This window comes from Candidatus Hydrogenedentota bacterium (assembly GCA_018005585.1).
Taxonomy (GTDB): Bacteria; Hydrogenedentota; Hydrogenedentia; order Hydrogenedentales; family JAGMZX01; genus JAGMZX01.
Window position 1 is genome coordinate 35,150 of sequence record JAGMZX010000015.1, and the last position, 25,980, is coordinate 61,129.

The 25,980-nt window shown below is 64.8% G+C and carries 20 protein-coding genes; 12 read left to right on the top strand and 8 right to left on the bottom strand.

Annotation, left to right across the window (positions count from 1 at the left end; translation table 11 throughout):
- The 12 genes from KA184_04385 to KA184_04440 form a co-directional block, all read left to right on the top strand.
- Positions 1–461, top strand: a 461-nt coding sequence (locus KA184_04385; GenBank protein MBP8128796.1) for a hypothetical protein, incomplete at its 5' end; no start/stop codon positions are given.
- Positions 454–1,602: a ThiF family adenylyltransferase gene (locus tag KA184_04390; protein ID MBP8128797.1), complete on the top strand. Its 1,149-nt coding sequence runs from the start codon at positions 454–456 to the stop codon at positions 1,600–1,602. The genes KA184_04385 and KA184_04390, both read left to right, overlap by 8 nt.
- Positions 1,595–2,113: a hypothetical protein gene (locus KA184_04395; protein MBP8128798.1), complete on the top strand. Its 519-nt coding sequence runs from the start codon at positions 1,595–1,597 to the stop codon at positions 2,111–2,113. The genes KA184_04390 and KA184_04395 overlap by 8 nt, the downstream gene beginning before the upstream one ends.
- Entirely contained in the window at positions 2,114–3,019 is a 906-nt protein-coding gene (locus KA184_04400; GenBank protein ID MBP8128799.1) for a hypothetical protein, read from the top strand.
- A 15-nt stretch (positions 3,020–3,034) separates the two neighbouring features.
- The gene (locus tag KA184_04405) at positions 3,035–3,313 is read left to right on the top strand and encodes a hypothetical protein (protein ID MBP8128800.1); all 279 of its coding nucleotides are present in this window, start codon (positions 3,035–3,037) and stop codon (positions 3,311–3,313) included.
- A gap of 41 nt (positions 3,314–3,354) precedes the next feature.
- Complete coding sequence (locus KA184_04410; GenBank protein ID MBP8128801.1) at positions 3,355–4,419, top strand: Mov34/MPN/PAD-1 family protein; 1,065 nt, start codon at positions 3,355–3,357, stop codon at positions 4,417–4,419.
- 5 nt (positions 4,420–4,424) lie between these two features.
- On the top strand, positions 4,425–6,086 hold the full coding sequence (locus tag KA184_04415; protein MBP8128802.1) for an AAA family ATPase: 1,662 nt from the start codon (positions 4,425–4,427) through the stop codon (positions 6,084–6,086).
- A gap of 23 nt (positions 6,087–6,109) precedes the next feature.
- On the top strand, positions 6,110–8,020 hold the full coding sequence (locus KA184_04420) for a proteasome accessory factor PafA2 family protein (GenBank protein ID MBP8128803.1): 1,911 nt from the start codon (positions 6,110–6,112) through the stop codon (positions 8,018–8,020).
- Positions 8,004–8,210, top strand: coding sequence for a hypothetical protein (locus KA184_04425; protein MBP8128804.1), 207 nt, complete (start codon positions 8,004–8,006; stop codon positions 8,208–8,210). Before KA184_04420 ends, KA184_04425 begins: the two co-directional genes overlap by 17 nt.
- Positions 8,211–8,212: 2 nt before the next feature.
- Positions 8,213–8,542 carry a hypothetical protein gene (locus KA184_04430; GenBank protein ID MBP8128805.1) on the top strand — a complete coding sequence of 110 codons (330 nt, stop codon included), beginning with the start codon at positions 8,213–8,215 and terminating at the stop codon, positions 8,540–8,542.
- Between the two features lie 436 nt (positions 8,543–8,978).
- Positions 8,979–10,853, top strand: coding sequence for a proteasome accessory factor PafA2 family protein (locus KA184_04435; protein ID MBP8128806.1), 1,875 nt, complete (start codon positions 8,979–8,981; stop codon positions 10,851–10,853).
- 13 nt (positions 10,854–10,866) lie between these two features.
- The gene (locus KA184_04440; GenBank protein ID MBP8128807.1) at positions 10,867–12,051 is read left to right on the top strand and encodes an AAA family ATPase; all 1,185 of its coding nucleotides are present in this window, start codon (positions 10,867–10,869) and stop codon (positions 12,049–12,051) included.
- A gap of 273 nt (positions 12,052–12,324) precedes the next feature.
- On the opposite strand, the gene KA184_04445 is transcribed toward KA184_04440, so the two are convergent.
- The 8 genes from KA184_04445 to KA184_04480 form a co-directional block, all read right to left on the bottom strand.
- A complete protein-coding gene (locus tag KA184_04445) occupies positions 12,325–14,316 on the bottom strand; it encodes a right-handed parallel beta-helix repeat-containing protein (GenBank protein ID MBP8128808.1) in 1,992 nt (663 codons plus the stop codon).
- 152 nt (positions 14,317–14,468) lie between these two features.
- Positions 14,469–16,013, bottom strand: coding sequence for a glutamine-hydrolyzing GMP synthase (guaA, locus tag KA184_04450; GenBank protein ID MBP8128809.1), 1,545 nt, complete (start codon positions 16,011–16,013; stop codon positions 14,469–14,471).
- A 2-nt stretch (positions 16,014–16,015) separates the two neighbouring features.
- The gene (gene guaB, locus KA184_04455) at positions 16,016–17,488 is read right to left on the bottom strand and encodes an IMP dehydrogenase (GenBank protein MBP8128810.1); all 1,473 of its coding nucleotides are present in this window, start codon (positions 17,486–17,488) and stop codon (positions 16,016–16,018) included.
- 116 nt (positions 17,489–17,604) lie between these two features.
- The gene (locus KA184_04460) at positions 17,605–18,276 is read right to left on the bottom strand and encodes an ABC transporter ATP-binding protein (GenBank protein ID MBP8128811.1); all 672 of its coding nucleotides are present in this window, start codon (positions 18,274–18,276) and stop codon (positions 17,605–17,607) included.
- A gap of 5 nt (positions 18,277–18,281) precedes the next feature.
- Entirely contained in the window at positions 18,282–19,571 is a 1,290-nt protein-coding gene (locus tag KA184_04465; GenBank protein MBP8128812.1) for an FtsX-like permease family protein, read from the bottom strand.
- 39 nt (positions 19,572–19,610) lie between these two features.
- A complete protein-coding gene (locus tag KA184_04470) occupies positions 19,611–20,690 on the bottom strand; it encodes a hypothetical protein (GenBank protein MBP8128813.1) in 1,080 nt (359 codons plus the stop codon).
- A gap of 53 nt (positions 20,691–20,743) precedes the next feature.
- Positions 20,744–24,394 (bottom strand): PQQ-binding-like beta-propeller repeat protein, encoded by a 3,651-nt coding sequence (locus KA184_04475; GenBank protein MBP8128814.1) that lies wholly within the window; start codon positions 24,392–24,394, stop codon positions 20,744–20,746.
- Positions 24,395–24,659: 265 nt separating this feature from the next.
- Positions 24,660–25,754 (bottom strand): patatin-like phospholipase family protein, encoded by a 1,095-nt coding sequence (locus KA184_04480; protein ID MBP8128815.1) that lies wholly within the window; start codon positions 25,752–25,754, stop codon positions 24,660–24,662.
- Positions 25,755–25,980: the final 226 nt, after the last annotated feature.

A 25,980-nucleotide genomic window follows, 5' to 3' on the forward strand; every position in this document is an offset into this window, starting at 1 on the left:
TCGAGGCCGTGGACGCCGCGGGCGCGCAACCCGGGTCAATCACGCTCGTGCAATGCCAGCACGGCGGACACGATGTCTGGGCGCTGCTCGCCGACACGCATGCGGTGCGCGTTAATGGCGATGCCTTATTGCTGGGCATCCACCTGCTGGGAGACCGCGACGAAATCCGGCTGCCGGGAGGCGAGCGCGTCTTTTACTCGACGGAGCGCGCGGCGCGGCTCGAGACCATGCCCGACCTCGGGCGTCTCATCGAGTGTCCGTGCTGCCTGACCGAGATCCGGCCGGGCGACCCGGCGGCACGCTGCCCGCACTGCGGTCTCTGGTATCACCAGATGCCCGAGGACACCGAACGCCCGTTGCCGTGCTACGAGACCGCGCCCAACTGCAAGTCGTGCCGGCAGCCGCTACCCGCGCTGGACGGCAATTACGCGTGGACCCCGGAGGAACTTTACCGTGGCTGAGCATTTGAACATCGGCCCGAATGCGCCGCTCGGCGTGGCCGGTTGCGGCAACACCGGCTCGGCTTTCGTTTCCTTGATTCCCGGCCTGCCGGGAACCGGGCATGTGTATATCGCGGACTTCGACGCATACGAGCAAAAGAACCTCGTATCGCAGCGGATGCTGCCGGAGGACGTCGGGCAGCCGAAGGCCATAACGCAGGCCCGTTGGCTCGCGAAATTCGCAAAGCGCCAAGTGACGGCGTTTGTCGGGCGCTTCGAGGATTTGCCCTGGGGCCTGATGCGCGGCGGGATACTCGTCTCCTGCGTGGATTCGCGGGGCGCGCGCCTCAACTTGAACCGGATGGCGTGGCGCCTGGGCATCCCGCTCGTGGACGTAGCCGTGGACGGCCCGGATTTGCTGGCCCGGGTAAACGTTTACGTGCCCGGCGACGGCGCGCCATGCGCCGAGTGTGCGTGGTATGACGCACATTACAGGTCTTTACTAGTTGAATATCATTGTGATGGAACGGCCGCAATAGCGGCCACGAATTCGCCTTCCGCACTCGGCAGTCTGGCGGCGGCCCTTCAGGCGATCGAGGTGGGCAAACTGTTAGGGGACCGCTTGGAGGAGTCCGCCGCCAACCGCCAGGTTTTGGTCGATGCGCGCCGCCATGACTGCACGGTTACGCGCTTCACGCGCAATCCGGAGTGCCGCTTCGACCACCAGCACTGGGACATCCGGCCGCTCGATGCGGACCCCGCGGCCCTTACGTTGGAGGATGTATTCGCCTGTGCGGCCATCGGTGGCCCGGTTTCCGCGCAGACGGCCCTGACGATGGAGCCACAGCGGTTCACGCGCGGCATGACGTGTACCAACGGTTGCGGACGCGCGGATGCCCCGTTGCAGTTGGTGAGCCGGCTCAGCGCGCGCGAAACGACGTGCCCGGGCTGCGGCAAACGCCGCGTCGCCGCCGGCTTTGACCGTGAAACCGCGCTGCCCCTTGCGGCGCTCAGCGCCGCGGAGAAGCGCAGTACGCTGGCGCAGCTCGGCTTGCGTCCGGGCGACGTCTTTACCCTTGAGGCGCCCGATTCCGAAGCGGTGCATCTGCAATTGACGTGTGGCGACTTCTTGCCGAACACAGGAGAACGGACCCGTGAGTGAATATCAAATTCGCGCGTTCCTCGAACACAATGCCCTTGAGATCAAGAACCTGGCCGAACAGAGCGACATCCTCCAGGTCGTCATGATGTCCGGCGCCCCCCCCAACAAATACATCTTGCGTTTTCACGCGCCGGGCCTCGTGCGCGATCCCGCCACGGGTGAAATCGCGACGGCGCCGTTTTGCGACGTAGGCATCTGGTTCCCGGACGATTACCTGACCCGGTGCATGCCGTTCGAAGTCGTCACGTGGTTGCATCCGGCCCATGCCTGGAATCCGCACGTCATGGCCCCGTTTGTCTGCCTGGGCCATCTGAACGAGGGCACGCGGCTGATCGATATCGCATACCAAGCCTATGAGGTTTGGACATGTCAAAACGTGAATTGGAAGGACCCGCTGAATCGGCAGGCCGCGGACTGGGGCCGGTGCACGCCTGAGCGGTTTCCTATCGACAGCCGGCCGCTCAAGCGCCGGCACATTCCCGTGCAACTCGAAGAGAAGGAGGCGTCATAGATGATGAGTACCTATCTCTCCACATCCTCCTATGCCTGGGCCGATCCCGTGTGCAAGGCGCTGCAAATGGCCGGTGCGGCGCTCGAACCGGCCGAGCGGGACCAGTGGGTGTTTTCCACCAGCAACGGCGTGGTGGTGGGCGGTACGGCGCGCCTGCGCGAGGAATGGTTCCTGATGCAGGCAGCGTGCCCGGAACCCATCCGGAAGGCCCTCGAAGCAAACCCGGATGGCGCATGGGCCCTCCTGGCGCGCAACGCCGCGCTGCGCGGGGGCGTCCGCTACGGCATGAACGGCAGCGGGCAACCCATGCTGCTGGCGGAACTGCCGCTGGGGCGCGGTCTCGACCTCCAGGGATTGATAAGCCGGGCGCTCGAGGGCGTGCGCCAGGCGTGGCACGAGCCGCCGGACCTGACGCCAACAGACCCGCCGGAGGCGGACCCGGCGCCGGCGCCGGATTGGGCGGCGCTGTGCGCGGAGGCCGGCTGGGCCTGCGCGCCGCGCGGCACCGGCGACGTGGCGATAGACGTCGGATACGGCCACGGCGCTGGGCGCGTGCTCCTGACGAAGCCGCCGCACCTGCGCGCGCGCCTGACATTCGGCGGCCCGAAAACCGCCGAACAGGCCAGCCAGACCGCGATGGGGCGTTTGTTGATGCAGGCGTCGGGGCTCATCCGTCTCGTGCGCCCAGTAACCACCGCAGACGGGTTGCCCGCGTTCGAGTACCGCTGGGACACCGCGCCGGAACCGTTTCTGCTTGGCCACGTGCTTGAGGCGCTCAGCGTGGCGGCTCAGCTTTGCGGCGGCCCCCTGCGCGCGCTGGCCGACGCGCGCGCTGCAGCCGCCTATCTGCTACATCGAGGGTGTTCCTCGTTGAGCATACGGTCGCAACCGGCCAACTTGGCCTGAAAGGAGGTGGACATCGTGGCAACTGATACCGTGAGTGTCCGCATCAGTGACATGACCAGACAGCGGAGCTTCATTGGTCAAATCCCGCGGCAGGCGTCCTGGGGGGAATCCCTGCGCGGGATCCTCGACCAGCTCGGCCTGAACCTGCCCGCAAATCCCGACGCCGGCGAAGACGTCGTGTGGACAGGACGTCTGGAACGCGAGGGCCGGCATCTTCATGCTAGTGAGCTAGTTGGGGATGCTCTACATGAAGGTGACGAAGTCACCATCCAAAGGGACATCCAGGCCGGCTGACGCCGGCCTGGAAGGGCCCTCGGACGAGAAGAGGACGGGTCATGGTCACAAGCGAGTACAGGTTCACCTTGGAGCTGTACACGGACGACGGCGCCGGCCTCGGGACGGCGGCGATAGAACCGGACTGGGGGGCCGCGTATGAGTGGGCCCGGTTCGATGCGCTGCGCCGGGGCCGGCTCACGCCGGAGACTTTCCACGGCGACGGCGTGGTGCAGCCCGTGTGGGACGAGAAGATCGGCCAACCGCACGTCAGCGGCATGCAGGTGCTGCTCGAGAACGTCGCGGAGGGGGACAAGGCGGTAGCGGGAGCGGCGGAAATACTGCCCATCACGTATTTCCGGCCGCTGGCCGAGGCCGCTTCAGGCCAGCTTGTAAAGAAGGGTCTTCTTCAGGAGGGCGATACGTTTCACTACCGGGTGTCCGCGCGACAAAAGAACGGAGAGGATGCGGCGGGAAACCGCCGCATCCTGCTCCGGGAAGCCGGCGCGCCGCTGGCGGTCCACGCCGGCAGCCTCGCCGCGTACTTGACTCGGGCTACCGTGTCCGGGCCGGATGCGGCGGATGACATTCCCGTATTCTTCCCGACCGCGGTGCTCGACCGGATCGGCGCCCTGGTGCGCGCCGCGGGCCCGTGCGAGACCGGCGGCATGCTTCTTGGCCGCCTCTGCCGCGACGAAGCCGCCAGCGAATTGTTCGCGGAAGTAACGGCGCAGTTGCCCGCCCTGCACACGGAGGCGGACAGCGCGTCGCTCACGTTCACGGGCGAAACCTGGTCCGCGGCGCGGGACGCCATCCGGCTCCGCGGCGACACCGAAATATTACTCGGCTGGTATCATAGTCATCCTGCTAAGGAGTGGTGTAAGGACTGCCCGCCGGAGAAGCGGCGCGTCTGCTCTCTCGAATGCTTTTTCAGCGCGGCCGACCGTCAGGTGCACCAAACCCTGTTCCCCCACTGCTACAGCATCGCACTCGTGGCAACGGACGGGCAAAGGGGCCTGCGGTACGACCTTTACGGCTGGCGCCGCACGCAGATTGTGCAGCGGGGTTATCACACGCTTGCGAATTCGCATGGCGCGGCGGCTATGCCCGCGCCTCAGGAGGAATAACACGTATGGCCACTTCAGATAACGCAATTCTCGGAATGATCGGGAACGTCGGCGAAGGGGCGCCCGGCATGGACGAGAAACTCATGCTGATGAATCAGTTCCGTGCGCTGGCGCCGCGCAAGGCGGAAATGCTCGACCGTTACATGCTGGACCGGCTCCACAACTTGGGCGGGACCGTGACGGAGCTGCATGCCACGCTCGGAGAGTTGACGGGGAGCCTCGACGAACTGAAGCGCGAAGCCCTCGCGCCGCCGTGGCACCCCGCCGTCTTTCTGGGGCACGTGGACACCTGCGAGGGCGTCCGTGCCGTCGTCGGATGCGGTTCGTCCCGGCGGGTCGTGGCGGTTGCCCAGCACGTCGATCTGACTCCGCGGGACGTCGGTAAGGAAGTCTTTCTCGGCCATGAAATGAACGTGGTGCTGGATGTCTCCCCGCTGGGTTTGCCCCCGGTCGGCGAGCTCGCGTTCTTCGCGCGCGCCATCGATGACGCGCGCCTTGTCGCGCGCTATCGCGACGAGGAAGTTGTCCTGCGGCGCGCCGGCTCGCTGCTCGATGAGGCGCTGGAACCGGGCGATTCCCTGCGCTGGGACAGCAAGAACTGGCTGGCCTACGAGCGGCTCGAGCGCAAGGAACACCAGAGCCTCTTCCTGAAGGAGGCGCCGGCGGTCGAGCGGCATCAGATCGGCGGAATGAACGCCATTCTCGACAGGATCCGCTTCCTGATACTGGGCCGCTACGAGAAGCCCTCGGTTGCAGCCAAGTACGGCGTGGAAACGGGCGATTCGCTGCTGTTTTGGGGCCCCCCGGGCTGCGGCAAGACGACCACTGCGCGTTTCGTGGCCAGTGAGTGCACCCGCACGCTTGGGCGCCCGTTCAAGTTCGCGCACATTCAGCCCAGCGACTATCTGAGCAAGTATGTCGGCGAGACCGAGCAGAACATCCGTCGCCTCATTGACATGTTGCGGCGCGAGAAAGACTGGGTCGTGTTCTTCGACGACTGCGAGAGCATGGGACGCATCCGGGGCGACAGCTTCAACAAATGGCGCGACGATGTCACGGACTGCTGGCTGAAAGGGTTCGACGGATTCGACGGGCCGTTGCCGGGCTTCTTCATCTTCGCGACCAACCGCAAGGACATGCTCGATTCCGCGATGCTGCAGCGGATGTCGACCGGCGGTCAGATCTTCATGCCGCCGCCGGACATGGAAGCCGGCCGCGCCATATTCGGCGTGCACATGCCCGAATCCTGCCCCTACGCCGCGAATGGGCAGGGGCAGACCGCGGCGCGCGAAGACGTGATCGACCTCGCTGTCTCAAGGATGTACAGTCCGAACGGAGACAACGCCATCTGCAAGGCGCGTTTTGCCGACGGCCGCACCCGCACCATTCATGCGCGCGAGCTCTCGAGCGGCCGCGTCTTCGCGCAGATTTGCCGCTCCGCGCGCCACAGCGCATGCCGCCGCGAAATGGAGACCGATGCGACCGGGATTACCGCCGAGGACATCGAGAACGCCGTGGCCGAAGCACTGGATCAACTGCGCACGACGGTCACCGCGCACAACATCCGGTCGTACGTGCCCGACCTGCCGCAGGACGTCCAGATCGTAAGCGTCGAGCCGGTCGTGCCGCGCGTGGTGCGACCCCGGCAGTACCTGAACGTCGCATGACCAAAACGGAGAGGAATACCCGTATGAGAGAAAAGAAGGTCCCCGGGGATCGCGCAGCCAGGCAAGTGCAGCGGGTGGTCAAGCTGGCCGGCGGCGACATTGAGCTCGGCAACTTTATTCAGGGGCTTCATCGGCCTCAAGGGTCCGGGCCCGAGGCGGCCCATGCGCTGCTGCGCGAAATCAAGGGCCTGCCCAGGACCGCCGGACGTAATGCCTGTCAGTGCCCCGCGTGCCGCGCCGCGCGCCAGTCGCGCACCGGGGAGCCGGCAACCGTCAGTTCGAGCGGCTACCGGACCGGCTACAACTACTCCGGTTACGGGTATGGCGACTATGGCGATTACGGAGGCGACCCCGGCGGCGGCTACTATTCGAGCGCGAGCGTGCCGGCGTTCGACCCGCAGGACTGGGGCCGCCGCTTCCTGCTGGAGAACGGGGGTTGCTGTTATATTGACCTGGGACACCTAGAAATCTGCCTGCCCGAAGTGCGCAGTGCGCACGATTGGGTTGCCGCGTGGCACGCCATGTTGCGCATCGCGCGCCATGCGATGCACGCCGCCAACGCCAAGCTGCCCGAGGGCCAGCGCATTGTCGTGCTCGCGAACAACAGCGACGGCCGGGGCAACTCCTTCGGAAGCCACACCAACGTGCTGCTCACCGAGGACGCCTGGGAGGGCATCTTCCACCGGAAGCTGTATCCCATGCTCTATCTCGCCGCCTATCAGGTATCCAGCATCGTTTTCACCGGGCAGGGCAAGGCCGGCAGCGAGAACGGCGCGCCGCCCGTACCCTACCAGCTCAGTCAGAGAATGGACTTCATGGAGACACTGACAGGCATCGCCACCACGGTCCAGCGGCCGCTGGTGAACTCCCGTGACGAGGCCCTGTGCGGCTCGTGGACCTACCGGAGCGAGGGACCCCAGGCGCCGCGTTACAGGCGTCTGCATTGCATCTTCTACGACAGCAACCTGGCGCACGTGGCCTGCCTGCTCAAGATCGGCGTGCTGCAAATCGTCCTCTCGCTGCTGGAAGCCGGCAAGGCCAAAGGCCGTCTGATGCTGGACGACCCGGTCGAAGCCGGCCTCGTGTACAGTCATGACCCATCTTTGCGCGCCCGGGCCCGGCTGGCTGATGGCCGGCTCGTCTCGGCGCTCGAGCTCCAGCGCTTGTTCCTGGAAGAGGCGGAACCGTTTGTCGTCTCGGGCGAGTGTGAGGAAACCGTGGCGCGGTCGCGCGAGATCTTTGAGCTCTGGCAAGACACCCTGGAGCGGCTGGAACGCCGCGACTGGGACGTGCTCTCGGGGCGGCTCGACTGGGTGCTGAAACGCGAGATCCTGCAGGCGGCGCTGGACCGCAACCGCGAACTGGATTGGGATTCGCCCGAACTGCGGTACCTCGATCAGGTGTATGCGAGCCTCGACGAAGACGAGGGCCTGTATTTCGCCTACGAGCAGGACGGTTCCTTCCTCGACCGCGTGGTGAGCGAGGAAGCGATCGCGCGGTTCACGACCGAGCCGCCCGAGGATACGCGCGCGTGGACGCGCGCGATGCTGCTGCGGACGCTGGATGCCGACGATATCGACTCGTGCGACTGGGACCGCATGGTGGCGTGGGGGCGCGTGGGAAAATCGGGCATTTCCCGGCAGACCATTCACCTTCCCAATCCGCTCCAGTTTACACGGGCGCAGATGGAGCCGTTATTCGCGACCGGCGACGCCCAAACGATTCTCGAGGCGCTCGCCGCACCCCCACAGACTGCTGCAAGGACTTACCCTTCCGCATCGACTTATCAAACGGATCGGGAGGATGAGGAGCCGTCGTGGCCGATTGTGGTCATCCCGACTGAACCGGCCGCAGCGGCACGGGAACCAACCCCGCGAGTTTCCTCGCGGAACACGGACGAAGGAGAACAAAGTCAAGATGATGCAGTTCATTGAAAGACAACGAAACCGCCCTGGCGGCGATGGCGGCGATGGCGGCGACGCTGAAGGCGGCGGCGGCAGGCTGGAATCCATCGCGCGGCGCGCCGACCGCATTGCGGCGCGCGGTGCGGAACTGGCCAACCGCAGCCTTTCCGGGAATCACCAGGCCTTCCTGGCTGCGAACCTGCAGCGCGGAGCCCAGTGAATATGTCCGGACAGCCGCCAAGATCCGACCTTGAAATCCTGCTCGGCTGCGGTCTCCGCTGGCGAGAGCGCCGGCAACGCGCGTTGTTGCGCCGCTTGCTGGACGAGACGGACAATACCGCGCCGCGCCGGCCCGATGAGCCGCAGGAAAACCCGGCGCCGTCCGGTGCGCCTCAGGCGCCGGGCGGCGCGGATGCCACGCGGCGAGACGTCAGCCCGAGCGCCGAACCCGCGGGCTTCGCGCGCGTACACACCGTGGATGAGTTCCTGGCCGTGTTAAACCGCGGGATTCGCCTCGCTCGCAGCGCCATTGGAGACCAGCACGATGAATGACCGCGGCGATAGCGCCACTGCGCATTCGGGCGCGCGCCGGGCCCCCCGGCAGATTGTCCCGCCCGCGGACAGGGCGCTCTATGAATTGCTGGAAGAGGAACGAAACCGCCTCCTTCGATGGGGATACTACACGGCCTCGGCCCCGTCCGTATACGGGGATATCGGCCATCTCGAAGCTTGTCTGGATGCAAGCCCGGATATATTCCGGTTTCGTGACGCCCCGGTCCCAACCTGTGAAGAAACCGACAACACCCGCGTGCTTCCTGAAACGAGGTCCGAGGAACGGTCCGGCGCGCCCGTTGGAGCGGCCGAGCGTCCCGCTGCGCGTGGAATGAGGCGGCGGCGCGCAGGGCGGCGGGATGCGCGCACGGAGGTCCGCGCCAACCCGGCACCTTGAACCGGGACGGGCGCCGCTGCAAAAAGGAGGAGCAGCACCATGGCAGAATCTGTAATGGGCGTGGAAACCGAGTACATGTTCTCGGCCTTTTATCATGGCGGCATGCGCGTTGAACAGAGCGACGCGATGGGCATGCTCTTCCATACGGCGGAACGCGTCCTGCGTCATCTGCCCGGCGCCGGCGTAGGCGGCCTGTTTCTCGAGAACGCCAGCCGCTTCTACATTGACTGCGGCGGCCACCCTGAAATTGCTGGACCGGAGGTGACCACCCCTTGGGACGTGGTGCGCTTCCAGCTCGGCGCGGACTGCATCATGCTGCGGTTGGCCGAAAACCTGGTCCGCGAGAACCCCACGATTCAAGCGGCTAACGTGTACCGCAACAACATCGGGTACGACCCGAGCGTTTCTCAGGCGACATGGGGCTGTCACGAGTCCTACATGCACTCTTTCAATCCCGACGACCTGCCCAAGGAACTCGTGTCCCACCTCGCGTCCCGCGTCATCTTCACGGGCGGAGGCGGATTCAACAACCTCTCCGTGGGCGCCGAATTCTTCCTCTCCCCGCGCGTGCCCCATCTCTGCCACGTCATCTCGTTCCATTCCACCAATTCCCGGGGCATCTACCACACGAAAGATGAGCCGCTCGCCCGGTCCGGACACCGCCTGCACCTGTACTGCGGCGAGAGCCTGCACTCGCAGGAAGCCGCCGTACTGCGCCACGGGACTACCGCCCTTGTCCTCGCCATGACCTCGGCCGGCCGGCGGCCCGCCGAGGGGATCCGCCTGCGCGCACCGCTCGAGGCCATGCGCACCTTCGCCGCAGACCCGTCTTGCACAGCTCTCGTGGAAACCGAGAACGGGCGTCTGGTACGCGCGCTCGACGTCCAGCGCCATTACCTGGAGCAGGCCGAGATGGCCGTCGGTGAGCCGTTCATGCCGTCGTGGGCGGGGCATATCTGCGAAATGTGGCGGAACATCCTCGACCAGATCGAACAAGGAGGCCCGGAGGCCATCGCCGCAAAGGTCGACTGGGCGATGAAATACGCCATTTATGCCAGCCTCTTGAAAATGGAGGGATGGACTTGGGACACACTCCGGGCCTGGTCAAAGATCGCGCAACAGCTCGGGGGCGCGCTCCAGCACATACCGCCCGACCAGCCCACGAGCGCCGGCGTGCAACGGTTGCTCGCCACGGACAGTCAGGCAGCGGCCCGTATCAGGCGCCTGACCCCCTCCCTGCACCGTCAAGGGCTGGACTGGGATGGGCTGGGGCAGTTCCTGAACCTGCGCTTGAAGTTCTTCGAGGTGGATACCCGTTTCGGCCAGCTTGGCGAAGACGGCCTCTTCTCTTCGATGGACCGCGACGGAATTCTCGACCACCGCATGCCCGAAATCAGCCACATTGAAGCCGCGGCAACGGAGCCGCCCGAGACCACGCGCGCCGCACTGCGCGGCAAATGGATTAAGGAACTGGTCACGGTCGGCAATTCCAGCGCCGATTGGACCGGTGTGTATAACGGCAGCACGCAAAAATGGCTGGACCTGTCGGACCCGCTCTGCACCAGCGAAACGTGGAAGACCAACGACGACCGGCTGGGCTTCATGGCCGCCCAACTCGGCATACCGCCCGTCCCTGAGAGCTTCCGGCGGCGCGAGGAGCGCCAGCCCGCCCCCGACGAGACGCTGGGCCGGTTCCACATCGGGGACCGCGTCGTCCTTGGCCGTCACGAACCGGTAGGCGGCAGCGAGAATTGGAATTCGGACATGGAGCAGTATGTCGGGCGCACCGCCACCGTGCTGCGGATAGTGGGCCTCGACTCGTCCGGATGCGAAGTGGTGCGCGTCGACATCGACCAGGGCCGTTACGTCTGGCGCGCGCGCAACCTGACGCATGCGCATGAAGACGTGGCCTGAGAAGGAGTTTCCCATGCAATCGCTCACCCGCCGTCTCGCAAGATGCTTGAAGCAACTACAGGTCTCCGTCGACCATACGGAGCAGGACGACACCCTGCTGCGGCATGTGCCCGCGCACGAAGGCCATTTCTCAAAGGCCTCGACCAACGTGCTCCTGAAACACGTGCCTGACCGGGCGGCCACGCTCGTGCTCGTCGACGTGGACATCGAGTATACGGGCGAGAACGCTGAGATCGCGCGGCTGTTTGCGAGCGGATGGCATTCCGCCGGCTGGAAAGCGCTGTTTCTTGAACCCGACGCGCCACGCTCCCGCGACAACGCGATCAAGCGGATCCTGAACCTGCTCGGGGCGGAGGGTCAGGACCCCGTGCTCGACGCGCCCGCGCCGCCTGCCGCCGCGCGCGATGCCGCGAAGGCGGGCCTCGTGGCGGGTATTTCCGACAACCTCACGCAGCAGGGCCGGGCTGGGAACGGCCGGCCCTGCCTTGGACGCGACGAGGTCGTGATCGAAGTGGCGTCCTGCATGCGGCGATGGGGCGAGGCGCGCCTCGCGCTGGTCGTGGGCGAATCCGGCACTGGCAAGACAGCCCTGTTGCACGGCGTAGCCGCCGTGCTGGCGGCGCGTGCGCCCGAAACGGAATTGTTCGTGCTGAACCTCGAACGGCTGTTCTCGGGCGCCGCATACGAAAGCGAGCGGGAAAACCTGCTCAGCGCCCTCTTTCAGGACATGCAGGAGCATCCGCAAAGAATACTCGCTCTGGAACACGCGGAACTCGCCGTGTGCGACATGCGCTACGGGCCGCTGCTCCTCGCGAACGCGCTCGACCGGGGCATTGCGCTGGCCGGCCTCATTCTGCCGCGCTATCAGCGCTTCTTCCTCGATGCGCCTCTCCGGCGGCGCGTACACGTCATCACGCTGGACGAGCCGCCCTATGAGACGGCTGTGGCCATGGCCGCCGCGCATGCGCCGGCCATCGCCGCGCACCACGGCGTGACCATCGATAGCCATCTCGCGCACGCCGCCACGGCGGCCGCCGAACCGCTGCCCGGGGCTTTGCCCGGCAAGGCCATCACACTCCTGGACGCCGCCGCCGCCCGCGCCGCTGTCAAGGGCGTCGCCGTCGTGGGACTTGAAGATATCTACTTTGCGGCCCGGCGCGCGCAGGCGTGCGAACCCGCGCAGGACGAGGAGTCATGAGGGGAAACATGACCGGAGCAGCAACAAAATACGGGCTCTCCGTCCCGCGTGACGTTCGCAACCTCCCGCGCGCCGGGTCCGGCAACCCCCGCCTCTGTGAGTCCCCTGCTTCCGTGCAAGTCTCTTCTCCGTCTCGCACGGCGACAGGCTGCACGGAAGTCGTGGCTTCTGGAAGAGCCGTCTTACCCATGATGGAACAGCACGGATAAGACGTCCCTCCCGCACGGGCATCCTCTTCTTCCCCAGGTTCCCGGTGTGCTCCGTGGCGTGTGCTTATTCCATGCCCGGGCAGAAACCGTCTTCGGTGCCTGTGCCGGGACAATAGTAATAGCCGCCGGAATTGTAGAACTGGATCAGGCGCAACAGTTCGGTTAGCGTGATGGTCCAGCTCGGGCCTTCCGCGTAATCCGACGAATGGGGCGCGCAACCGTGATTTGCGCCCGCACCGGGCACGTAGCCGTCTTCGGTGTCACCGGGATTGTCCGCGCAGTGCAACCCGCCGGAGTTATAGAACTGAATCACGCGCAGAAGCTCCGTAAGTTCAATCTGTCCGTCACCGTTTTGATCCGCACTGTGCTGTGCAGGCGGCTCGCCTTCGCCTTCCCCTTCGCCTTCCCCTTCCCCTTCGCCTTCCCCTTCGCCTTCCCCTTCGCCTTCCCCTTCGCCTTCCCCTTCCCCTTCGCCTTCCCCTTCGCCCTCGCCTTCCCCTGGAATGCCGCCGAACTCGTAGGCGCCCATATCGACAATCGGGGGCGTGCCCAAACCTGTGTCCGGCGTTGCGGGGTCATCGGCAAAGCGGAGGTTGCCGCCGAGGTCGACAACGATGTAACCGGGAAACACGCTGTTTTCGCCCGCGTCGATACCCGGCGAGCCCGCGCTGAGACTCCAGTCGTCGTCCGCGGTGCCAGGGGTATCGTCCGGCCCGTCGGGATCGACAAAGAGCGGGTCCGCGCCGGTGCAGCCCGGGAAGTTGTCCGGGTCCGGCGGGTCTTCGCCTGGTTCCGGCGTGAACAGGTCCTGCACGCAGCTGTATCGGAAGACTGCGTTGCCGTCGATCTGATGTTCGAGCGGCGTGGCCTCCATTTCCGATGCGGTGTTGCCCCACAGGATGGACGAGAGCACGTGCGGAATGCCAGACGAGACCTGGATGATGCCGCCCCCGGTGTAGGCGTCGTTGCCGAAAATGGTACAGCCGACCAGCTTGGTTGTCCCCCCGTAGCACGCAATCGCGCCGCCGAAACCGCCAACGTCGACCGTCTCGCCGCTGTCGCGGAAGGCCGTGTTTCGGGCAAAGACGCAATTGGAGACTTCCATGTCGCGCGCGTTCCACAACGCACCCCCGATGTGCGCACTGTTGCCGAGGAATATGCAATTGGCGATGCGGCTGCCAACGCCAAGATTGACGATGGCGCCGCCGTTCGCCGCGAGGCTGCCCGAGGTGAAGCGCCAGCGCGCGGTGTTGCCTTCGAACAGGCAGCGGGACACGTCGAGCGCGCAATTGAAATCGGCCCAGATAGCGCCCGCATCGCCCGGGCCTGCCGCGGTCGTGGCGGTGTTGTTCCGGAGATAGCAGCCCGACAACGAAACGGTCACGACTGTGCTGCTCTGGAGATAGACTGCGCCGCCGCGTCCGTCTTCCGCCAGGTTATCGCGGAAGGTGCAGTTGATCAGGCTGGGCGCACCATCTATCGAGACCAGCCCCCCGCCTGAATGCGCGAGATTCTCCCGGAAGACACAATTAACAATAGTCGGATGGGCCCCGTTGACATACATGCCGGCTCCCGCGCTGTTGTAGCCGCTCGATTCCCACGACCAGCCCCGCATGACCGTGAACCCGTCCAGCACCGCCGTCTCATCGACATCGACCGCCGTCACGACGTGATAGCTGTTGTCGCCCATGTCCGCCCAGGGACCCAGCACCAGGTCGCCGTCGTCGTTGTTAAGGTCGCCGTTCAACATCGAGAGGCGCGTGGCAGGATCGCGTTCCTCGCGGGTGGTCTCTCCGCCGGCGAAGCCACCGTACAGCCGCCTGCCAGACTGCAGCGCGAAGGAAGCCGTGCGGTCGCCTCCAGGGGGCGCCGGCCGGTAGATGCCTTGGGCCACCCAGATTTCATCGCTCGAATCTGCGAGGGCGTCCTGCAAATCTCTGTACGCGTTCACCCACGAATCGCCGGTTTCGCCCCCCGGCGCATAGGCGTCCACGTAGACCACCGTCTGGGCAGAAGCGGGCAGCACCGCCAGGCCCCCGCTCAAAACCAAGGACATAACCCAAATCAAGCGTGCCGCAGACCTGTTCATAGCACACCCTTTCATCCCGCCACGCCGACCGCCGCGGATTTGCTCACATCCTGTGCGGGCAGTATAACACCCTATGCGGCTCTTTGTGACTTCCAACGACGGCGCACCCCGCGCCGCGTCTATTCCCACTCGATAGTGCCCGGCGGCTTCGAGGTGATGTCGTAAAGGACTCGGTTGATGTGCTTGACCTCATTGCAGATGCGGTTGGCGACGCGCTGCAGCAACTCCGGCGGGAAGCGGAACCAGTCGGCGGTCATTGCGTCCTCCGAGGTCACCGCGCGCAAGGTACAGACCTCCTCGTAGGTGCGTTCGTCGCCCTGCACGCCCACGCTGCGCACCGGCAGGAGACAAACCAGCGCCTGCCAAATCTCGCCGTACAGGCCCGCTTTCTTGATTTCACCAATGAAAATCGCGTCCGCCGCGCGCAGCGCGTCCAGCCGCTCCCGCGTGACCGCGCCGATGCAGCGCACACCCAGGCCCGGCCCGGGGAAGGGATGCCGGCCCACGATTTCCTCGGGCAGGCCCAGTTCCCGGCCGAGCGCGCGCACTTCATCCTTGAACAGTTCCCGCAGCGGCTCCAGCAACTCCAGATGCATCTTCTCGGGCAGCCCGCCCACGTTGTGATGACTCTTGATCGTGGCCGACGGCCCGCCCGTGGCCGAAACGGACTCGATGACGTCCGGATACAACGTGCCTTGGGCCAGAAAGTCCATGTGCCCGAGCCGCCGCGCCTCTTCTTCGAACACGGCGACAAATTCGTTCCCGATGATCTTCCGTTTCTGCTCGGGGTCGGCGACGCCGCTCAATTTCGCGAGAAAACGGTCTTCGGCGTCCACATAATCCAAATTGATGTGGAAATGGCCCCGGAAGACGCTCTGCACAAGTTCGGCTTCCCCCTTGCGCAACAGACCGTTGTTCACAAACACGCAGTTCAGTTGCGCGCCCACGGCCCGGTGAATGAGCATGGCGGTGACACTCGAATCAACACCGCCGCTCAGCGCGCAGAGCACGCGCTTGCCGCCCACGCGCTTCCGGATATCCGCCACCGCGTGGTCGATGAACGAACCCATGTTCCAGTCCGCGGAGCACCCGCAGACTGCATGCACAAAATTGCCGAGCATGCGCTTGCCCTGCGGCGTGTGCGCCACTTCCGGGTGAAACTGTACGCCATAGAGGCGCCGCTGCGCGTGCGCGACCGCGGCGTAGGGCGAATTCTCGGTCCAGCCAATGACCTCAAATCCCGGAGGCAAGACCGTGACTCGGTCGCCGTGGCTCATCCAGACCTGGGTGCGCGCGTCCACGCCGTTGAGCAGCCCGCCGCCGTTGTGTTCGAGCCAAGCCACGCCGTACTCACGCTCGCTGGCGCGCTCGACCTTGCCCCCAAGCATCTGCGCCAGCAACTGCACGCCGTAACAGATGCCCAGAATCGGCACACCCAGTTCGAATACCTCCGGGTCGGGCATCGGCGAAGCCGGCGCATGCACGCTGGCCGGGCCGCCGCTGAAAATGATTCCGGCGGGATGCAGCGCGCGCAGCCGGGACACGGGGATATTGTAGGGCTCAATCAGGCTGAAGACGCCGGCTTCACGCACGCGCCGCGCGATCAGCTTGCTGTACTGCGCGCCAAAATCCAGCACGACGACGGGGCGGCTCACGGTCTCCATGATTACCTCGGTATCTGATAATTCGGCGCGTCCTCGGTGATAGTCACGTCATGCGGGTGGCTCTCGTGCAGGCCCGCGGCGGTTACCTCCACAAACCGCGCCTCGCGCTGCAGCGACCGGATTTCGCGACAGCCGCAATAACCCATGCCGGACCGCACTCCGCCGACCAGCACGCGCACGTAATCGGCGAGCAAGCCGCGATAGGGCACGCGCGCCTCGATACCCTCGGGCACGAACTTGGCCGGGTCCTCGTCGAACTGCAGGTAGCGCGTCTTGCTGCCCCGCTGCATCGCCTTGATCGATCCCATCCCGCGCACCGCCTTGTACGTGCGGCCTTCGTAGAGGATCGTCTCGCCCGGACTCTCTTCCGTCCCGGCGAACAGGCTTCCTATCATCACCGATTCGGCGCCCGCCGCGAGCGCCTTCACGATATCGCCCGAATACTTGATACCGCCGTCCGCAATGACGGGCACGTCGTGTTTCCGGCATTCTTGCGCCACGTCAAGCACGGCCGAAAACTGCGGCTTGCCGACGCCCGTGACCACACGCGTCGTGCAGATCGAGCCGGGCCCGACGCCCACCTTCACCGCATCGGCGCCCGCCGCAATCAAGTCCGCAGCCCCCTGCGCCGTCACCACGTTCCCGCCAATCACTTCCATGTCGGGAAACCGCGTCTTCACGCGCTCCACCATCTCGAGCACCATCTCCGCGTGGCCGTGCGCCGAATCGACGACCAGAAAATCCACGTGCGCATCCGCCAGGCATTCCGCGCGGTGCATTTCGCCGTCGCCTACGCCGACTGCGGCGCCCACGCGCAGCCGGCCGAAGTCATCCGCGCATCGGCCCGGAAAATCGCGCGCCTTGTTGATGTCCTTGATCGTCAGCAGGCCGCGGAGCTTGCCCGCTTCGTCCACGATCGGCAGCTTCTCGATGCGGTGCTCGTGCAGGAGCCGCTTCGCGTCCTCGATCGTCGTGCCCGGGCGCACCGTGACCAGCTTCTCGCGCGGCGTCATCACCGACGCGATGGACACCGTGAAGTCCTCCTGGAACCGCATGTCCCGGTTTGTCAGGATGCCCACGAGCGCCCCGTCCTTGTCGGTAATCGGCACGCCCGAGACATGGTACCGCGCCATCAGCCGTTCCGCGTCCTGCAGCGGCCGGTCCTGCTCCAGCGTGAACGGGTCCGTAATGATTCCCGCCTGCGACCGCTTCACGCGGTCCACTTCCGCGGCCTGGTCTTCCGGCGAAAGGTTCTTGTGAATGACGCCGATGCCCCCTTCCTGCGCTATCGCAATCGCCAGCCGCGATTCGGTCACCGTGTCCATCGCCGCGCTCAGCAGGGGGATATTGATGCGCAGACGCCGCGTGAGCCGCGTGCTGACGTCCACATCGCGCGGCAGCACGCCGGAACGCGCCGGGACCAACAGGACATCATCAAAGGACAAGGCCTTCGTAATGCGTTCTTGGAATTCCATGACGACGGACGTCTCCGAATTAAGAAAATGATTATAGGGACCGTTTCAGGCATATGCAACAAGAGGACCACAAGAAGACCGCGAAACGTCTTGCCCCGCTTGGTCACACGCGCGGTTCAACCGCCGGGCGCGGAGGGCACGACACGACCTGACCAAAGGTGGATGGTTCGGTGCGCGTATCGCGTGGCGCGCGCGTCGTGGGTAACGAGTAGAACCGCGCCCCCGTCATCCGCAAACTTGGTCAAGTACCTCAGAACAGTTTCCGCGTTTTCTCCGTCCAGATTTCCCGTGGGTTCGTCGGCCAGGAGAATCTTGGGGCCGTTCAGTAATGCGCGGGCCAGCGCGACGCGCTGACGCTCGCCGGTGCTCAGCTCGGCGGGGACATGACGCGCGCGACTGGCCAGCTGGAAATGCCCCATCAGCGCGCGGGCCCGCTCGCGCGCGTTATCCGCCGGAGCGGCAATCGCGGGAACCAGGATATTCCGCTCCACGCTGAGATACGGCACCAGATGAAATTGCTGGAAGACGAAACCGATAGTTGCACCACGAAACCGCGCGCGTTCCTCCGGCGAGAGCGCGTAGAGTGCTTGGCCGTCGACCGTGACCGCGCCGGAGGTGGGCATGAGCAGACCACCCGTTGCGAGCAGAAGCGTGGTCTTGCCGCTGCCGCTGGGGCCCTGGATAGCGACGAATTCTCCCGCGTTTACGCGCAGGGAAACATCGTCCAGCGCGGCAACCTGGTTGCCCCGGCCGGCATAAGTCTTGGTCAGATTCGTGATTTCGATCATGCGGCTCAACCCTCACGCAGGATCGCGGCCGGGTCCTGGCGCGCGGCAATCATGGCAGGCAGCCAAGTCGAGATGCATGCCTGCAACGGCGCGCCCGCGAGAACAAAGGCGAGCAGATGCACCTGGAACAAGGAACGCACGACCGCACCGGACATCGGGATTTGGTCCGCCACGCTCCACGCCAGGCCCGCGAGGAATCCCCCCGCATATCCGGCCAGTGCACCGGTCAGGCCGACGAGAATCGCCTTGGCCAGGAATATGGCGACGATGTGACGAGCGCGTAGTCCCAAGGCGCGGAGCACGCCGAGCTCCGTCCGTCGCTCGCGGACGTTATTCCAGGCCAGCATGCCGATCCACAACATGGCAACGACGATCGTCAGAGGAATCAGCCACGAGGCCAAGACCTCGCGCTGCGCGGCGATGCGGACGTGATATGCGGTCTCCTTTTCGATGGTTTCCTGGCTCAACGCCGCCACCCGGTAGCGCGCATCGAGCCGGATTAATGCCTCGGGCACGCGATGAACGACTTGGGTTTCGGGCAGGATGGCCGCGATCTGTTGGGATATACCGGCCAAGTCGCCCTCGGCGCAAAGGCAGCTCAGCGCGAGTATGGCGTTAATCCGCCCGGGCTTGTCGAGCAGCTCCTGCGCTTGCGACATGTGAATCCACACGCTTCCATCGTCGGCGTTGCCACGCGCCTCGTGCACCTGTGCAACCGTGAACGGCGCGCCCATCAGCGTGACTGGGTCGCCCGTCTTCAGACCCAGTTTTTCGGCCAGGGCATGGCCAAGCCGCATGGTGCCCTTTTCGACGGGCTCTAACATCGGCTCTTTCTGATTGCTGCGGCGATGGGGGACCTCGCCGCGCACGCCGACGAGGATGATGGGACAGTCGTTCTGTGCCCTCCAGAGCGTCTTCTCGTAGAGCTGCGGGAGCAGATGCTGGAGGGCGGCAATATCGGAATCACACAAGCGGGCGACGATACTCTCCGGCAGGGACTTGGCGGCAAATCCGTTCGTCCAGAACTCGCTGAGGTCCTCGTCCGCGCTCAGGATGATGACGTTGTAGCCCATGGTCTTCATCATCTTGCGGTAGTCGTCCTGGGCCAAGGCCATCATGGCGGCGGTCTCATCCGACTTCCGTGCCTGCAACTCGGCTAACCGGTCGCCGTGACCCCGCAACAGCGTGGAAACGCCCACCAGGCAGCCCACGGCGAGAAGGACCGCGGTCACGGCCAGTGCAAAATCCGCCTTACGGTATGCAATCTCTTCGACAACCAATCGCCAAATACTCATGAGCTGAAATGTAGTGTCCTCTCTTCCGGGCGTATCGGGTCATTTATTGTCAGTCCGGCGCGCCAAGCTTACCAACGTCGCCGCCGCCACGAGAAGCGCGGCTGCCACCACCACGAGGGCGGCGTTGCGCAACAATGGCGGCGCAGCGTCTCTCCCGTCAGTTCCCGGTTCTCGCTCCCGTATTGCGCACGACAGGATCTGCTCCGGCAACGCAGTGCCCGGAAGCGGCGGCAAATCCACCGCGTCACTTATCATACTGTCGCCGATGGCCGCTTCCCAGTCTACCGGCAGGAGAAGGTCCGTGCCGGGGTTTTCCGCCTTGATTTCACAAGCACACGGGCCGACGAGAAACGTATGAGCCTTCCTAGCCGTGATGGGATTGATGCCTCTGCCGACTAGCACGTACAGAACCCGCCCTCGCCCGTAGACGGGGAATGCCATGACTTCCTGATAACCGGAAAGGTCCGGCTCGGTTCCCAGCAGCATCGAGACCAGGGCGCGCTCCGCGGGGTCATCCCGCCGCACCGGGAGCAGGGAAAACTCGACGCGCAGGTTTGAAATGTCCGGTGCGTCCGGTCCTTCCAGGACTTCGTCTCCGGCCATATCCGGCAATGCCAGCGTCTTGTTTGCCTGGTCGATTTGGTCGGACAGAAGCCGCCCGGCGGCCTCATCCTGGGCAGGGTCGCCGGAAAGCAGGAGCAGCCAGACGCCGGATTGGCCGTCAAGGAGGCGACGGGCCAGTTCGCGCCGGGCGGGGGAATCGAGCAGCGATGCCGCCGGCAGGTCATTCCATACCCCCGACCAAGCCGGCGCGGGGGCGCGTACCCCCTGGGGATACAGGAGGAAACACGCGGGAAGCGCGCCGCCTTGTGCTTGCGTCCAGAGCGTTGCGTAGGCTTCGTCGATGGACTGGGTCACGTCGATGTCGCGTACACGAAGATTGGCGGCCTCATCCCGCGCACGTTGCGCCAGCCCTTGAAGTGTTGCGGCGTCCGCCATCGGCAGCGGCGCATCGCGAAAGACGATCAACTCATAATCATCCGCTGGCCACCTTTCAAGAGCCCAGCGGAAGACCGGCACGCTGCACGCTTCGGCGGAGGGCATACAGCAGACGCTCAAGAGCGGACTCGCCACGGCGAACCATGCCGTAACGCAAATTCTCCAAGAGACTCTCATTCCTGCACCACCATTTCCACGCCGCACAACAGGGTGTCCACTCCGCTCTTCGGCACAAGGGTAATCACGAGCGCATCGCGAACCGGGACATCGGGAAATGCCTTCACGACCAATCGCATCGGTGCTCCCGCTTCGGCGACAACGTCGAAATCCGTCAACACAGCATGGCCCTGAAGCGAGACATCAAATACCCGCCCTCCCTGGTCTGCTTCTCCGGGTTCCGCGAAAAACAACCGGACCGTGTACGGCGAGGGTTCCGTGGCTTCCTCGTCCAGGACAATCCGTATTTGACGCAGTCCCTTCATTCCCGAGGCCGCCACCCATGTGAGGCCACCGCCAGCCAGGCGCGCCGAATGGTACCGATAGCAGACCGGGTCCACCGGGTCCGTGACGACCTTGATTTCGGGCGACGACCCGCCCACGCTGGGGTAGTCAAGCCATAGCGTGCCGCGGTCGTCCCGCCGGTCCCCCGGCGCGCCGAGGTTCAGGCCGAGACGTTTGATGCGGCCGGAACCGGCTTCGAACGCATTGAACGTCCACATCTCGACGTCCTGCCGGTGAATGAGCGCGAGCGAGGTCTGGTTCTGGTAGCTGCACGTGCAGGTTCGGGTGTAGTCGGGAGCATTGAGCACGCCATTGGCGGCAATGAGGTTCGAGGTGCATCCGGACCGGAAACCGCCGAGATTGCCGGTGCCGCCGTCGTTCTCGAGGTCGAAGAATCCGGCCGCGGCCGACCGGAACGTGACCAGGTTCTGACAGGCGATGGCGGTATTGCATCCGTGCTGCCGCTGCCAGCTCATATCCAATACCGCTCCCGTGAGCGGGTCCTGCCGCATGACCGGTTCCCCCGTGAGCAGGCTGAAGAACTGCTTCTGCGCGATGATGGTGTCGCCGTGCAGCATGCAGGGGCCGTCATACCTTTCCTCGCGGTCCCAAACGATATTGCCGTCGGCGCCTCTATGCACAGCCATGCGTGCCCGGGCCTCGTCCTGGAGCATATCGCCCGAGGCCCGGCCGGCCTGCAAGAGCAAATCGTGTTCCTGCGAATAGCCGAGCCACGTCCCGAAAACGCCTTGGCCGACAAGCCAGCGCTCCTGGCCCGTCCGAATGTCCAAGGCCATCACACGGCCCGTCTCGGGCAATTCAATACCGCGACGGGCCAGACGTTCCCGGAGTTCGTCCGTGGCGCGGTCGATGCAGAAGACCTTGCCGCCACCGAGGGCAATCGCATTATGACGAAACGCCGCAGCCGCGGCGCGCGTCCAGAGCGGCGCACCCGTGTGACGGTCCAAGGCTACGATACGTTTGCTGGCGATGGCGTTCCAAGTCTGGCCCTTGAGTTCCTCGTCGTAGCGCATGGGGCCCGACCCGGCGACGAGAACGTCTTCCCACACGCCGATGTACCCGAAATCCGGGGGGTCCGCCCCGCCCTCAGGGGGCGGCAGGCTGAATGCCGAGAGGACAGACCCCGTAGCAGGGTCAAGCCGCAGGCATTTCGCGCCGTATGCCACGTAGATGCCGTCCGCGACTGACACATAGTTGCTGCCCAACGCACCGGCGCCCGGCTGGTGGCTTGTGTTGTCATAGGCTCTGCCAATCTCAGGCAGAGACACCCGCCACAGTTCACGGCCGGTATAGACGTCCAGCGCGCGGATTACATCCGGCCCTTCGATAAAGAGTCGACCGCCTACGACATGTTCCGAGGGACCGTGCCCATGGCGCGGCAAGATGTCCCTGTTAGACGTGCCGCCGAACCACAACAAGCCCAGCGGCGCGCGAACGCGCGTCTCCCGCGACACGACGGAATTGGAGGCGTCGGCATACTGGTGCGTCCAATCCGCGGAACCCGGCAAGGGACCGGCGCGTCGCAGCAATACCAAGCCGTCCTTCCGTTCCACCTGCGCGCCGGGAAGCACGGCATCCGCCACCGTCTTCACAAGTGCGTCCGCCACCGCATCGGCCGCGGTAATGCAGGCGATGCCGCCGAACGGCCGCAGGCATTCGTAAAGACCCGCAACCTGGTCTTTGCTGGCCGCGAATGCATCGTCCGCTTCGCTGATTACGGCGAGACTGGCAAAATACGGCGGCAGGTCGCGGTGCTCCGGGTCTGTCTCGAACAGGGCTACGCGCGCGCCGTAGAGCCCCATTCCGTCAAGCATGCGGCGCTCGGTGGACACCGCCTCGCCCAGGCAACCGACGCCGACTATGCGCAGTTGCGATTCCGTCGCGAGGGCTGCGGCCAGGTCACCGCCGCCGCCGACAAGCAGCGCGTAACCGTCCGTAACGCCTGTCGCGTGCAGGATTTCACGAGCTTGCGAAAGGAGCGCGTCTTCGATGGACTTTGACTGGTCCTTGGCTGGGGAGATAATCGTGGGAAGTCGCTTGGCCCCGCCAAAACAGTACACACGTCCTTCGCGGGTTGACACGAAAAGACGTTCGTTCGCGGCGATGACCCGGACCGGGTTCCCTTTGACCGCCGCTTCCCACACCGGCTTCGGCACGCTTTCCCCTGCGGTCGCGTCCAATGCAAAGACAGTGCCCGGTGCGCACGCGTACACGCGTTCGCCGGCCAGAATGACGTCCGTGGCCGCGCTTTCATGCGTCCATAGTTCCGGCGCGTCCCATTGCCAACGGGTTCGTTTCTTCTGGTCCGTATGACTTTCGACCTTGATGTCCGAGTAGTCGAAAGCCCTGAGTTTCCCGCGGTCGGCACCGATGATTGTTGTCTCGCCCATTACCACCGTCGGAGGAAAACCGCCGAGATTCCGGCCCGAGTCCAGTTGATACAACGCGCCGGGATTGACGTAGAAACCGTTCCGCACCGCGACGCGATAATCGCCATACCGGTTATTCGAGTCCAGTTCATAGAAGACCAATCGGCCCGTAGCGCGGTCAAGACATGCCGCCGGCGCCCGCCCATTCGGGACCAACAGCTTGTCGCCGCTGATGGCGAGGTAGCCTTGCGGGGCCAGCCCCGCAAACGCGGGGCTGTGGTGCGGCTGGGATATGAAGCTAACGTCGCAATTGTCGTTCAACCACCGCACGGCGCCGGTCTTCGCGACAAGCGCATAGACGCAGACACCCTCAAAAGGCCAGATGCCCGCCGCGAAATAAACCACGCCGTCGGCCACCACTGGCGCGCCCCGGACCGGCCACACCGAGATCATGCGCGTATTGCCCAGCACCTTGCGACCGGAAAGGGCGGCGTTGAAACGCCACTGGAGCGAACCCGAGGCGGCGTCCAGGCAATACAGAAATCCATCGTCTGAGCCGGCGTACAACAAGCCCTCGGCAACCGCCGGGGCGAACCGGACCGGGCCATCCGTGTAGAAACGCCAGCGCTCCTCGCCGGACTCCACGTCAAACGCCATGATCGCGTCATTGTGCGGCGAGCTGAGATAGAGCGTGCCGGCAACGACGACCGGCTCGTACGCAATGTCGAATTCCAGACGCTCGTCGTCGGGCCACGCCCGTTCGAGGGACGGCAACTCGAGCGCCCACTGCTGGAACAGCTCGATGGGCAACTCTTGAGGCGACGATGCGGTATGCCCGGCGTCATACCGCCACACCGGCCAGTCTTCCGCGCGCGACGGCGACGCCACGCAGCCTATGACCAGGCAGGCACTAAACAAGGTCCGGCAAAGCACGTGAGCACCTCTTCTCAGTCTTTCTTGAGGTCGGTTGAAGTAAAAGACCCGCCGCGCGGGCAATAAGATTCGTGCATCCCGCAAGCAGGCCGCAAGACGCATCAGGATCGCGGTTATCCGCGGTTAACGGCGCGTAGCGAGGTCAAACGCCACGGAGAATGCCGCACCGCCTCCCGGGGTGTGAAACAAGCACAGGTCAGGCAGGGATTTCGCTGTCTTTCATTTTTCTTTGTCATGCGTCACGCCATGCGATCGGGGCACACGCTCAACCACCGCCGCTGGCGGCGCGGAACGGCCACGGAAAACGCCGCGGGAACACCGCCAGACGCCGGCGCGGCTGTGCTTCAGGCTCGAGCAGCTTCTCGATCAGTCCATCAATGTGAGTTGCATGGGTCTTCGCGATTTCACGGCCCATGTTCTTCAGCGCTTCCACGTTTTCCGGCGACGCGTCGTCGATGTAGGGGCGTGGCAACTGCCCCTCCGGCAGTACCGGATTGATGCGCAGGTAGTGGTCTTCACACCGGCCCGCATCGAAGAACCTGCGCAATTGGTAATCCACGGTGTCCGATGCGCCAGAGACCATGATCTCCGCCAGCGGCGCCGCCCAGCGGACAATGCCCCAGTCTTTGACGGTGTCGTAAGCGAGCCGCATTGGAGCCTGACCCGTGCTGACGGAAAAAATGACCATGTCGCGTGGCGTGGTGCGCGGATGCTTGTCACAGACTTCCGCGAACGCACACAGCGCCGGATTGTTCGCGAATACGCCGCCGTCGATGCATGCGAGCCCCTCGTCCCGGTCATTGCGAATCCGCGCTACCGGGAAGAATGTCGGCGCGGCGGATGTGGCCCGGGCAACATCGCGGACGAGGTAATCATAGCCGGGCCGGTTGCGCGCGTCGTGCTGCGTAAAGAAGTGCGCCTTGCCCCGCTCGACATCGTAAGCCGTGATGAGGCACGGGCGCAGCAGGTCTTGCAGCCGCGTGTCGCCGAAGTGATGCGCGAAAGCAGCCTCGAGCCCTGTCGCATCGAACTTCTTGTGCAGGAAGCCGCCGCCGGAACGCAATTTGCGCCACAACGTGCTCCGAAATACCGTCGCGCCGCACTCCTCATAGATGCGCACCACTTCTTCCGCCGAATACCGCGCACGGCCCGCGTGCTCCGGATCGGGGGTCAACAGGAGCAACGCCAGAATGCCGCCGGTACTCGTGCCGGCGAAGAAATCGAAGAAATCGGGCAACCGCGCATCCGGCCGTCCCGAAGCCGCACACAGCCGCTGTTCCAGTCCCGTCAGCAGACTGCCGGACAACAGGCCGCGAATGCCGCCACCGTCAATCGCAAGGATCCGAATGTATCGTCCCATGCCTCAACCCATACCCTCGTTCGCCTAAAGACTGTCCCAGCCGCGCCTCGCTTGTCAAGTGAAACACGAGAGCAAAGTCATTCGCGTTCTGAACACGGTCACAACGCGGATTCGCGGAATCGGGCATGATGCGGAGCGTGTTCCGGTCGCGAAATGGCACGATTCATGCCTGCCTGTTTTCGTGCCCGGCGGCGGGAATAGCGGGCATGGGCTGAAGGAAATGACC